The following is a 12,192-nucleotide window of genomic DNA, read 5'->3' as shown; positions in this document are numbered from 1 at the left end:
CCCGGCACGTTCACCAGGCACGACGGAGATCCAGCGGGGCAGCGCCCCGCGCCACGGTATCACCGCAAGGCGTTGCGGCGCTTCTCGTCGATCCACTTGGAGGCCTGCGCCGGTTCGTACCCGCGCATCCACTCCAGCATCGCGTCGATGTCCGACCCGTACCAGAGGTCGGCGCGCTGCTCGGGATGCAGGAAGCGCTCTTCCACCATGCGGTCGATCATGCCGATCAGCGGGGCGTAGAAACCGTCCACGTCCAGGAAGGCGCACGGCTTGTTGCCGATGCCGAGCTGGCGCCAGGTGAGCATCTCGAAGATCTCTTCCATCGTGCCGAAGCCGCCGGGCAGGGCAACGAACGCGTCGGACAGGTCGAACATGCGCGACTTGCGCTCGTGCATCGAACCGACGATTTCCAGCTCGGTCAGGCCGCGGTGGGCCACTTCCCAGTCAGCCAACTGCTGCGGAATCACACCGGTGACCTCACCGCCGCCAGCCAGCACGGCGTTGGCCACCGTGCCCATCAGGCCGACGTTGCCGCCGCCGTACACCAGGCGCAGGCCGTCGCGGGCGATGCGGTCGCCCAGCGCGATGGCGCGCTCGGTGTAGATCGGCTTGCTGCCGGGGTTGGAGCCACAGTAAACGCAAATCGACTTCATTGGATCTTCCTGTGTTCGGAGGTGACGCGGCGGAAACGAAAAAGCCCCGCCGATGACCGATGTTCCGGTCTCGTGACGGGGTTCGTTCCGCAGATGCGATCGGCGATTTTAGCGCGTTCGCCGGGCCGGGGCCAAACCGGACCTGACCGGGTGGTCAGGTCCGCTGCCGGCTTACGCCGCCTGCGACTGCTCCCTGCGCGGGCCTTCCTTCAGCGCCCGTCCCACCAGCCCCACCAGCAGGTCCAGCTCGTCGCTGTCCATGCCGAAGTGCGGGGTGAAGCGCAGCGAGTTCTCGCCGCCGTGAATCACATTGATGCCGTGGTTGCGCAGCCACTCTTCGGTGGAGCCGGCGCCGTAACACTTGAACTGCGGGGCCAGCTCGCAGGAGAACAGCAGGCCGGTGCCCTGCACCTTGGTGATCAGCCCGCCCAGCTCGCTCCTGAGTTGTTCCAGCTTGCGCACGGCTTCCTCGCCGCGCAAGCGGATGTTCTCACGCACCTGCGGCGTCAGCAGCGACAGGGTGGCGCAGGCGACGTCCAGCGCACGCGGGTTGGAGGTCATGGTGTTGCCGTAGATGCCCTTGCGGTACAGCTGGGCGGCGTGGTCGGTCACGGCCAGCACCGACAGCGGGAACTGGGCGGCGTTGAGTGCCTTGGAGTAGGTCTCCATGTCCGGCGCGTCCAGCCCCTCGAAACCGGGGTAGTCCACGATCGACAGCACGCCATGCGCACGCAGGCCGGCCTGGATCGAATCGAGCAGCAGCAGGCTGCCGTGCTGGCGGGTCAGCTCGCGGGCCAGGGCGTAGAACGATGGCGGCACCGAACGGCCCGGATCGCCTTCGCCCATCACCGGCTCCAGGAACACCGCTTCGACGAACCAGTGGTTCTGTTCGGCCTCGGCGAACACCCGCTTGAGCGCGTCTTCGTCATAGGGCGCGATCGCGATCACCGAGTCCTCGCCACGATAGCTGGCCAGGTGCTGCATGTAGGTTTTGCGGCTGGAGTCCGAGTACAGGCCGGGGCGGTCGGTGCGGCCGTGGAAGCTGCCCTTGACCACGACACGCTTGATGGTGGCCCCGGCGTGGCGGGCGCCTGGATCGGTCTGCAGCTTGGCGTTGACGTCGGCGATGCGTGCGGCCAGGCCGACCGCTTCGGAACCCGAATTCAGGCACATGAAACGGCTGTACGGGCAGCCACCGCGACGGTGACCGATCTCCTGGCGCAGCGCGGCGATGAAGCGCTGCTGGGACAGGCTCGGGGTCATCACGTTGGCCATCACCTGCGGGGCCGACATGGCCTCCATCACGGCCGCAGGCGTATGTCCGAAGCCGAGCATGCCGTAGCCGCCAGCGTCATACAGCACCGCGCCCTTGAGCGTGACCACCCAGGCGCCGCGGGCGGCCAGGGCCACGTACGGCGTCACCGCGTCATCGGCATAGAAATTGACGAAGCCGTCCTGCATGGCGTCGATCTGGGCGCGCTCGTCCAGCGGCAGCAGGGCACCCAGGTCGGCGCGCACGCGCTCGAACTCGGCGGCGGCGGCGTCGATGGCGGCGACCAGGTCCGGGTGGCCGGCGGCCAGGCGTTCGAGGGTGGCGTCATCCAGGCCGGTGGTCAGGCGGGCGCCCGGCTGGGCGCGAAGGGGGGCGAGACGGTCGATGAAGCTCATTGCAGATCTCCTGAAACGATTGGCGGCACGGCGGAAAAGCAAAACGCGCGTCTATTCGCGCGCGCTTCGGGCATTCCTGCTCGTGCATCAGACTTCCAACTCGATGCTAGCACGCGGCTTTTCGCGCGATAACCCCGCAAAACGCTGCTGCATAGCAGCATTTTGCGCGACGTTTGGCCAATCCTGCGTTGCCATCGAGGGCCAGTCGTACAATGGACGACATTGCCTACACGTTGCCGTGCGCTGCCTTGAAGAAGTCCGATTTCAACTACGAACTGCCGCCTGAACTGATTGCCCAGGCTCCGCTTGCGGAGCGCTCGGCCAGCCGCCTGATGGTGGTGCCGCCGGCCCCGGCCGCGTTCGAGCATCGCCATGTGCGCGACCTGCCCGATCTGCTGCGCGCCGGCGACCTGCTGGTCTTCAACGATACCCGGGTGATTCCGGCGCGTCTGTTTGGCCAGAAGGCCAGCGGCGGGCGGGTCGAGATCCTGATCGAGCGCCTGCTCGGCGCCCAGCAGGCCCGCGCCCAGGTCGGCGCCAGCAAGTCGCCCAAGGCCGGCAGCCGGATTGCGCTGGACGCCGGGGGCGAGGCCGAGGTGCTCGGCCGCGACGGCGAGTTCTACGTCCTGCAGTTCCACATCCCCGAAGCACTGGAGCAATGGCTCCTTCACGCCGGGCGCCTGCCGTTGCCGCCCTACATCCAGCGCGAGCCCGGGCTGGACGACCGCGAGCGCTACCAGACCGTGTTCGCCCGCGAGGTCGGTGCGGTGGCCGCACCCACCGCCGGGCTGCATTTCGACGAGGCGCTGCTGGCCGCCCTGGCGGCGCAGGGAGTGGCCTTCGGCCATGTGACCCTGCATGTGGGCGCCGGCACGTTCCAGCCGGTGCGCGTGGATGACCTGAACGAACATGTCATGCACCGGGAATGGCTCAATGTCGGTGCCGAGCTGGTCCAGCAGGTGCGTCGCACGCGCGCGGCCGGGGGCCGGGTGATCGGCGTGGGTACCACCGTGGTGCGTGCCCTGGAAAGCGCGACGCGTGACGGCGAACTGCTGCCGTATGCCGGGGAGACCCAGATTTTCATCACGCCGGGCTACCGGATCCGCAGCGTCGACGCGATGGTGACCAACTTCCACCTGCCTGAAAGCACGCTGCTGATGATGATTTCGGCCTTCGCCGGGCAGGCGCGGGTGTTCGATGCATATCGGGCGGCCATCGAAGAGAAATACCGGTTCTTCAGCTACGGCGATGCCATGCTGCTGTTCCCGCAGGGGGAATGACCGGGCCGGGGCAGGGCAGGGCGGCCGTGCCCCCGCCGACGCGGCAGCACGTTTTCGGCGACAATGGGCAATTATTTGCCCGAACGCCTGCTCCATGTCCCGACTCCAGTTCCAGCTCCAGACCACCGACGGCCGCGCCCGCCGCGGCCGCCTGACCTTCCCGCGCGGAACCGTCGAAACCCCGGCCTTCATGCCGGTGGGCACCTATGGCACGGTCAAGGGCATCCTGCCGGAGCAGATCCGTGTGCTGGGCGCGGAGATCATCCTCGGCAACACCTTCCATCTGTACCTGCGCCCGGGCCTGGACGTGATCGCCGACCACGGCGGACTGCATGGCTTCGCGCGCTGGAACGGGCCGATCCTGACCGACTCCGGCGGCTTCCAGGTGTTTTCGCTGGCGCACCGCCGCAAGATCACCGAGCAGGGCGTGACCTTCGCTTCGCCCACCGACGGTGCACGCGTCTTCCTCGGGCCGGAGGAGAGCATGAAGATCCAGAAGGTGCTCGATTCGGACATCGTGATGATCTTCGACGAATGCACCCCGTACCCGGCGACCGAACCGGTGGCGCGCACTTCGATGGAACTGAGCCTGCGCTGGGCCCAGCGCAGCCGCAATGCGCACGATGCGCTCGGCAACGATGCGGCCCTGTTCGGCATCGTCCAGGGCGGCGTGCACCACGACCTGCGCACCCGCTCGGCCGAGGGCCTGCAGCAGATCGGCTTCGACGGTTACGCCATCGGTGGGCTGGCGGTGGGCGAGCCCGAGCACGAGCGCAACGCCATGCTGGACCACATGCACCCGATCCTGCCGGCCGACCGCCCGCGCTACCTGATGGGCGTGGGGCGCCCGGAAGACCTGGTGGAAGGCGTGGCGCGGGGCGTGGACATGTTTGATTGCGTCATGCCCACCCGCAACGCCCGCAACGGCCATTACTTCACATCGTTCGGCACCGTGCGCATCCGCAATGCCCGTTACGAGCGCGACATGGACACCATCGAGCCGGGCTGCGGCTGCCACGCCTGCAGCAGTGGCTACACCCGGTCCTACCTGCGCCACCTGGACCGCTGCAATGAAATGCTGGCGCCGATGCTGGGCACCCTGCACAACCTGTATTACTACGAAAAGCTGATGGCCGACATGCGCGCGGCCATCGCGGCGGGAACCTTTTCAGCCTTCCGCGAGTCCTTCTATGCGGCCCGGGGTGCCGCCACGCCGCCGCTGTAAGCGGCAGCGGCGTCCCCGAATCCGCGCGCATACCCTGCCAAACGGCCCAAGGACGAACTCCCGGGGCCGTGGCATACTTCGCGGCTGACCCCTGTTTCGCGGCGACACCCCGCTCCCCCTCGGAACGGGGCGCCTCCAACCCAAGGACACACTGTATGAACCTGATCGCCTTCCTGATCCCCGCCGCACACGCCCAGTCCGCTGCCGGCCAGCCGCCGGGTGCCTCCTGGACGACGTTCCTGGTCCCGATCGTCCTGATCGCGGTCATGTACTTCCTGATGATCCGCCCGCAGATGAAGCGCCAGAAGGAACACAAGGCGATGCTGGAGAAGATCAAGCGCGGCGATGAAGTGCTGACCAACGGCGGCATCGCCGGCGTGGTGACCGACATCGGCGACAACTTCATCACCATCGAAGTGGCCGACAACGTGCGCATCCGCGTGCAGAAGGGCGCCGTGGGCAACGTGCTGCCGACCGGCACGCTGAAGTCGGCCAACTGATCCACTCCCTTTCCGTTCAACCGCGGTGCCGGGACGGGCACCGCGCGGGACCCAAGCAATGCTCGAATTTCCACGCTGGAAGTACTTCCTCATCCTGATCGTACTGGCGGTCAGCGCGCTGTATGCGCTGCCGAACATCTACCAGAAGGACCCTGCCGTGCAGATCACCGCCAACCGTGGCGGGCAGATCGACGACGCCCTGCGCGACCGCGTGCTGGGCGACCTCAAGCAGGCCGGCGTGGAACCGCTGTCGGTGGCCAAGGAGGGCGACAGCCTGATCGTGCGCCTGCCCAGTCTGCAGGCGCAGACGGCCGCCAACGACGCGCTTCGGGATGAAATGGGCGAGGACTACGTGGTCGCCCTGAACCTGGCCTCCACCGTGCCCACCTGGCTGAGCGATCTCGGCGCCAAGCCGATGGTGTTGGGCCTGGATCTCCAGGGCGGCGTGCACTTCGTGCTGCAGGTCGACCAGAAGGCCGCGCTGGACAAGCGCCTGGATGCCTACGCCGAAGACGTGCGCACCAGCCTGCGCGACGCCCGTATCGCCTACCAGTCGGTGGAGCGTCGCCCGGACAACACCATCGTGGCCAGCATCAGCCCGTCCGCCGGTGCCGATGCTGCCGCCCGCGCCCGTGACGTGATGTACAAGGCGCAGCCGGCCCTGGGCTACGACGTGGCCGGCAACCGCGTCACCGTGAGCGTGCCGGAAACCGAGCTGACGTCGATCGCCAACGGGGCCATCGAGCAGAACGTCAACACCCTGCGCAACCGCGTCAACCAGCTGGGCGTGGCCGAGCCGATCATCCAGCGCCAGGGCGCCGACCGCGTGGTCGTGCAGCTGCCGGGCGTGCAGGACACCGCCGAAGCCAAGCGCATGATCGGTGCCACCGCGACGCTGGAATACCGCGCCGTGGTTGAAGGCAACGCACAGGACGCCATCACCAGCGGCCGCATTCCGCCGGAGGCCAAGGTTTACCAGCAGCGCGACAACCGCGGCCCGATCCTGCTGAACAAGCGCGTGATCGTCACCGGTGACCAGATGGTTGCCGCGCAGGCCACCACCGACCAGAACGGCCTGGCCGCGGTCAGCGTGACCCTGAACAACGTCGGCGGCCAGCGCATGTTCGACTTCACCGCGGCCAACGTGAAAAAGCCGATGGCGGTGGTGTACACCGAGCGCATCCCGACCGTCAACGTGGTCGACGGCAAGGAAGTGCGCAGCTTCCGCGTCAAGGAGGAGGTGATTTCGGTCGCCAACATCAACGGCGTGTTCGGCAAGAACTTCCAGACCACCGGCCTGGACAAGGCGGAAGCGGAAAACCTGGCCAAGCTCCTGAAGTCCGGCTCGCTGGCCGCACCGATGGACTTCGTCGAAGAGCGCATCGTCGGTCCCAGCCTGGGTGCGGAGAACGTCGAGCGCGGCGTGACCGCCGTGGGCTTCGCCTTCCTGTTCACGCTGGTCTTCTTCACCGTGTACTACCGCATGTTCGGCGTGATCACCTCGGTGGCCATGCTGTTCAACCTGCTGATCGTGGTGGCGGTGATGTCGCTGTTCGGCGCCACGATGACGCTTCCCGGCTTCGCCGGCCTGGCGCTGTCGATCGGCCTGTCGGTCGACGCCAACGTGCTGATCAACGAACGTATCCGCGAAGAACTGCGCGCCGGCGTCCCGCCGAAGGCGTCGATCGTCGCCGGTTACGAAAAGGCCTCGGGCACGATCCTGGACGCCAACCTCACCGGCATGCTGGCCGGCGTGGCGCTGTACGCCTTCGGTACCGGTCCGCTGAAGGGCTTCGCGGTCACGATGATCGTCGGCATCCTGGCCTCGATGTTCACCGCAATCACCGTCTCGCGTGCGCTGGCCGTTCTGGTCTACAGCCGCCGCAAGAAGCTCAAGTCCCTGGCCATCTGACGGGAAGAGAATCGAAACCATGAAACTGTTCCCGTTGCATCTGATTCCGAACGACACCAAGTTCGACTTCATGCGTACCCGCTGGGTGGCGATCACGCTGGCCGCGCTGGTGTTCATCGCCGCCGTGGGCTGCATTGCCTTCAAGGGCTTCAACTACGCGTTGGACTTCACGGGCGGCACGGTGGTCGAAGTGCGCTTCGACAAGCCGGCCGACGTCGATGCCGTGCGTGAGCACCTGGAGGGGGCCGGTTACGGTGGCGCCCAGGTGCAGAACTTCGGCAGCGGCAGCAACCTGCTGATCCGTCTGCAGCCGCAGGCGATGGGCGAGGGCGAGAACGCCGGCGAAGCCAACAACCGTACCGCCCAGGCCGTCCAGAAGGCGATCTCGGTGGAAGGCAACCGGGCCACCATCGTCGGCGCCGAGTTCGTCGGCCCGCAGGTCGGCAAGGAGCTGGCGCTGAACGGCCTGTACGCCGCGCTGTTCGTGCTCGTCGGCTTCCTGATCTACATCGGCTTCCGCTTCGAGTGGAAGTTCGCGATGGTCGCCATCATTACCACCCTGTTCGACGTGCTGGTGGTCGCCGGCTACTTCTCGCTCAGCGGTCGCGAGTTCGACCTGACCGTGCTGGCGGGCCTGCTGTCGGTGATGGGCTTCTCGATCAACGACACCATCGTGGTCTTCGACCGTGTCCGCGAGAACTTCCGCAGCCTGCGCGTGGAGCCGCTGGAAGTGATGAACCGCTCGATCAACCAGACCCTGTCGCGCACCATCATCACCTCGCTGGTGTTCTTCCTGTCGGTGCTGGCGCTGTACCTGTACGGTGGCGGTTCGCTGGAAGGGCTGGCGCTGAGCCAGATGATCGGCGCGGTGATCGGTACGCTGTCCTCGATCTTCATCGCCTGCCCGCTGCTGACGATGGGCGTGCTGGCCGTGACCAAGCAGGACCTCCTGCCCAAGGCCAAGGACGTCGAAGCCCTGGCACGCCGCCCGTAAGCGGCCTGCACCGCAACACCGGAAAAGCCGCGCCCTGCGCGGCTTTTTCGTTGGGGACTGGCTCTTCGGCTCTTCCCTTCCGGCCCGACCCACTTCGGGGCGGGTGAGGTCATGCCAGTGGCAGGACCGTAGGCGGCATGGATGCCGCCTACGAGCCCCCAAGGATGGGTTCACGGCGTGTCCTGACACTGGCATGGCCTTACCCGCGCTCCCTGACAGGGGGCGGCCATACACCCCCGTCGGTTGTGCAACGCGCCCCCGCGCACTACGATCCCATGCGTTCCGCGCAGCCGTTCCGATGGCGCGCCGCCCTTTTCATCGCGCAGGCCGTGCCTGCGCCTGTTCCCATCGAGGTCTTCATGGTCATCAAACCGCGTGTGCGCGGCTTCATCTGCGTCACCACCCATCCGGTCGGCTGCGACGCCGCTGTCAAGCAGCAGATCGACTACATCCAGTCCAAGCCGAAGATCGTCAACGGCCCGAAGAAGGTGCTGGTGCTCGGCGCGTCCACCGGCTACGGCCTGGCTGCACGCATCACCGCCGCCTTCGGCAGCGATGCCGCCACCCTGGGTGTGTTCTTCGAGCGACCCGGCACCGACACCAAGCCCGGCACCGCTGGCTGGTACAACTCGGCCGCGTTCCACAAGTATGCCGGGCAGGCCGGTCTGTACGCCAAGAGCATCAACGGCGATGCGTTCTCCGACGAGGTCAAGGCCAAGGTCATCGAGCTGATCCGGCAGGACCTGGGCCAGGTCGACCAGGTCGTCTACAGCCTGGCCGCGCCGCGCCGCAAACACCCCAGGACGGGTGAAGTGATCAGCTCCACGCTCAAGCCGATCGGTGCGCCGATCACCCTGCGTGGTCTGGATACCGACAAGGAAGTCATCACCGAAACCACGATCGAACCGGCCACGCCGGAAGAGATCGCCGGTACCGTGGCCGTGATGGGTGGCGAAGACTGGCAGATGTGGATCGATGCGCTGCTGGAAGCCGGCGTGCTGGCCGAGGGTGCCACCACCACCGCGTTCACCTATGTGGGTGAGGAGATCACCCAGGCGATCTACTGGAACGGTTCCATCGGCGCAGCCAAGAAGGATCTGGACCAGAAGGTGCTGGGCCTGCGCGCGAAGCTGGAGACGATCGGCGGCGACGCGCGCGTGTCGGTGCTCAAGGCGGTGGTGACCCAGGCCAGCTCCGCGATCCCGACCATGCCGCTGTACCTGTCGCTGCTGTTCAAGGTGATGAAGGCCAAGGGCACCCACGAAGGCTGCATCGAGCAGCTCGATACGCTGTACGACATCCTCTACGGTGGCAAGGACACCGGCACCGCCACCGAGCGCCTGCGCCACCAGCTGCTTGCCGACGGACACCCGGTGGAGCTGGTCGATGAAGCCGGCCGCCTGCGCGCGGACTACAAGGAAATGGCGCCGGACGTGCAGGGTGAAGTGGTTGCGCTGTGGCCGCAGGTGACCAATGAAAACCTCTACGAGATCAGCGACCTGGCCGGCTACAAGGCCGATTTCCTGCGTCTGTTCGGTTTCGGCGTGGAAGGCGTGGACTATGAGGCGGACGTCGCCACCGACGTGGCCATCCCCAACCTGGTCGACATGACCTGATAGCGCACGCCGACCCTTGGTCGGCTGTGATGCGATACGACATGCCGCCTTCGGGCGGCATTGTCGTTGTCGGCGTTGCGTTGACGCACGCGTCTGCTTCTTCCGTGCGAGGCGGGCGGATACTCCCACTCTCGATGCTCACGTCGTCACGGCAGCCAACGGCAGCCTGGCCGTTTCATCCGCGGCCACCGCGGCACTGTGGAAGGCCCCCGCGCGCGGCCGACCCGCACTCCGGCGACAGCGCCCGCCTCAGGCGAAGTCGAAGTTCATCAATGGACCGGCAGGCCCCACGAACTCGCCCTGCACGTAATCCACGCCGGCACTGAACAGCAGGCTCATCGAATTCGCATCGGCCACGAACTCGGCGATGGTTCGGATGTTGGCCGACTGCGCGCGGGCGGTGATTTCGCTGATCTTCTCGCTGTGCTCGCGCGTGCGTGCGAAATCGCTGGTGAAGTCGCGGTCCAGCTTCAGGAACTGCGGCTGGAAATGCGCCAGCAGCTGGAACGAATCCAAGCCCGAGCCAAACTGCTCCAGTCCGATCCGGCAGCCCAGCGGCGCCACCTCGGCCAGGAACTGCTGCGCATTGCGCAGGTGCGTGAACACCTTCGCTTCCGGCGCGTGCAGCCACAGCCGCTCGCCGGGTACCCCGTTGGCCAGCAGCTCGCGGCGCAGGGTGGCGATCATCTGCGGATCGTTGAACGATTCCGGTGTCACCTTCACCATCATGTGTGTTGGATGGCCGGCGCGTTCGCGCTCGCCCAGCACCCCGATCGCATGGGCCACCACCCAGCGGTTGATGTCGGCCAGCAGCCCGTGCTCCTCGGCGATGCCCAGGAAGGCCGTCGGGCTCAGCAGCTCACCGTTGTTCTCCAGGCGCAGGTAGGCCTCGTACAGCTCCAGCGCCTCGCCCTGCAGGTTCAGCACCGGCTGGTAGTGCAGCTGGAACCCGTCGCCGGCCAGGGCTTCGCGGATACGCGCCACCCAGCGCTGGATGCGTTCTTCCTCGACCCGGTCGACTGCGGCGGGGTCGAAGATGCGCGTGGTGTTGCCCAGCTCCGACGCTGCGTGCGTGCACTCGGTTGCCCGCGCGAGCACCTGGCCGATGCTGGCAATCTTCTCGCCGACCTGTACCCCGCCGATGCTCACCGTCACCGTGGCCGAGCGGTCGCCGATGCTGAACACCTTGGCGGCGTAAGCCTCGCGGATCTGGTCGGCCAGCGCCACGGTGTGCGCGTAGGGGCCCTCGGTCAGCACGGCGAAGCTGTGCTCGCCGAAGCGCGCCAGGCGCGCGTCATCGCCTACGGTGTCGGCCAGCACCTGGCCCAGCGCGCCGATCAGCACATCGGCCGAATCCAGGCCGATGTCCGGCAGCAGGCGCGCGTAGTGGTCCGGCTCGATCAGCAGCAGGCCAAACTGGCCTTCGCTGCGACCGGCCTGGGCCACCGCATTCTCCACGTGCAGCATGAACGTCGGGCGGTTGAGCAGGCCCGTCACCTGGTCGCGCTGGCGCAGGTCCTCGACCTCGCGGGCCAGCTCCGGGTCGAACTCCATGCGGCGGCGGAACACCACCTGCAGGCACGACTCGCCCTCATAGCTGGCCTGGGTGAACTCCATCGTCGCCGGAAACACGGCGCCGTCCTGGTTGCGCGCGTCCACCTGGTATTGCGGCGGCGGCGCGTCGCCCCTGCTCAGCGACTTGAGCAGCTGTTTGAAGCCGTCCACGTGCTGCGGCGCCACCATGTCCAGCAGCGAGATGCCTTCCACGTCGTCGAACGCCTCGTAGCCGAACATCTCCAGATAGGCTTCGTTGGCGCGGATGTGCATGCCTTCGTGGATGTAGGCGATGGGATCGCGCGAGGACGAGATCAGCGCGTCGCAGCGTCGCTCGGTCTCACGCATCTGCGCCTCGATCCGGCGCAGCCCGCGGCGCGCCTGCAGGTCGGTCCACTCGTTGCGGACCACTGCCAGCAGGTGCTCGGGGCGGTGGCGCAACGCGATGGCCCGGATGCCGTTGGCACCGGCTTCCACCCATTCGTTCTCGTCCAGGCGTTCGGCCAGCAGGATCATCGGGATGTCCTTGCCGCTCGCCGCGATCTGCTGGGTTACCTGCAGGAGCGGAATGCTCTGTCCAGGGGCGGCCAGGATCAGGTCGATCGGCTGGCTGCCCAGCACCTGCGCCAGCTCCTCGCTGTTCTGCGGGCGCGCCGGGCGCACCGCGATGCCGCTGTTGCGCAACGTGCTGACGATGGTCTCAGCGTTCTCCCCGCTGTCGTCCACGATCAGCAGGCGGACGGTCATGTCATTCGCGTTCTGCATTCACTACTCCCCAGACTGCAAACTT

General features: G+C 66.9%; 9 protein-coding genes. 6 read left to right on the top strand and 3 right to left on the bottom strand.

Annotated elements, in window-relative coordinates; genetic code table 11:
• Positions 1 to 59: 59 nt before the first annotated feature.
• Both ACPEH1_RS02465 and ACPEH1_RS02460 read right to left on the bottom strand, forming a co-directional pair.
• Positions 60 to 653, bottom strand: coding sequence for a TIGR00730 family Rossman fold protein (locus ACPEH1_RS02465; RefSeq protein WP_017356416.1), 594 nt, complete (start codon positions 651 to 653; stop codon positions 60 to 62).
• Positions 654 to 824: 171 nt separating this feature from the next.
• Positions 825 to 2,321: an aminotransferase class III-fold pyridoxal phosphate-dependent enzyme gene (locus tag ACPEH1_RS02460; RefSeq protein ID WP_313242203.1), complete on the bottom strand. Its 1,497-nt coding sequence runs from the start codon at positions 2,319 to 2,321 to the stop codon at positions 825 to 827.
• 212 nt (positions 2,322 to 2,533) lie between these two features.
• Here ACPEH1_RS02460 and queA point away from each other — a divergent pair, with 212 nt between their 5' ends.
• The 6 genes from queA (at position 2,534) to fabV (ending at position 9,848) form a co-directional block, all read left to right on the top strand.
• On the top strand, positions 2,534 to 3,601 hold the full coding sequence (gene queA, locus ACPEH1_RS02455; RefSeq protein WP_313242206.1) for a tRNA preQ1(34) S-adenosylmethionine ribosyltransferase-isomerase QueA: 1,068 nt from the start codon (positions 2,534 to 2,536) through the stop codon (positions 3,599 to 3,601).
• A 94-nt stretch (positions 3,602 to 3,695) separates the two neighbouring features.
• Complete coding sequence (gene tgt, locus ACPEH1_RS02450) at positions 3,696 to 4,826, top strand: tRNA guanosine(34) transglycosylase Tgt (RefSeq protein WP_423715178.1); 1,131 nt, start codon at positions 3,696 to 3,698, stop codon at positions 4,824 to 4,826.
• Between the two features lie 155 nt (positions 4,827 to 4,981).
• Entirely contained in the window at positions 4,982 to 5,326 is a 345-nt protein-coding gene (gene yajC / locus ACPEH1_RS02445; protein ID WP_017356412.1) for a preprotein translocase subunit YajC, read from the top strand.
• Positions 5,327 to 5,384: 58 nt separating this feature from the next.
• Complete coding sequence (secD, locus tag ACPEH1_RS02440) at positions 5,385 to 7,238, top strand: protein translocase subunit SecD (RefSeq protein WP_017356411.1); 1,854 nt, start codon at positions 5,385 to 5,387, stop codon at positions 7,236 to 7,238.
• 19 nt (positions 7,239 to 7,257) lie between these two features.
• Positions 7,258 to 8,232 carry a protein translocase subunit SecF gene (secF, locus tag ACPEH1_RS02435; RefSeq protein WP_017356410.1) on the top strand — a complete coding sequence of 325 codons (975 nt, stop codon included), beginning with the start codon at positions 7,258 to 7,260 and terminating at the stop codon, positions 8,230 to 8,232.
• Between the two features lie 359 nt (positions 8,233 to 8,591).
• Positions 8,592 to 9,848, top strand: coding sequence for an enoyl-ACP reductase FabV (gene fabV / locus ACPEH1_RS02430; protein ID WP_026070825.1), 1,257 nt, complete (start codon positions 8,592 to 8,594; stop codon positions 9,846 to 9,848).
• A 249-nt stretch (positions 9,849 to 10,097) separates the two neighbouring features.
• Here the strand turns inward: fabV and ACPEH1_RS02425 are convergent, their stop codons facing one another.
• Entirely contained in the window at positions 10,098 to 12,167 is a 2,070-nt protein-coding gene (locus tag ACPEH1_RS02425) for a GGDEF/EAL domain-containing response regulator (protein WP_017356408.1), read from the bottom strand.
• Between the last annotated feature and the right edge of the window lie 25 nt (positions 12,168 to 12,192).

The sequence above is a fragment of the Stenotrophomonas sp. NPDC077421 genome (assembly GCF_049545505.1).
In the GTDB taxonomy this organism is placed as follows: domain Bacteria; phylum Pseudomonadota; class Gammaproteobacteria; order Xanthomonadales; family Xanthomonadaceae; genus Stenotrophomonas; species Stenotrophomonas nematodicola.
This window is presented reverse-complemented; position numbering and strand designations above follow the sequence as displayed.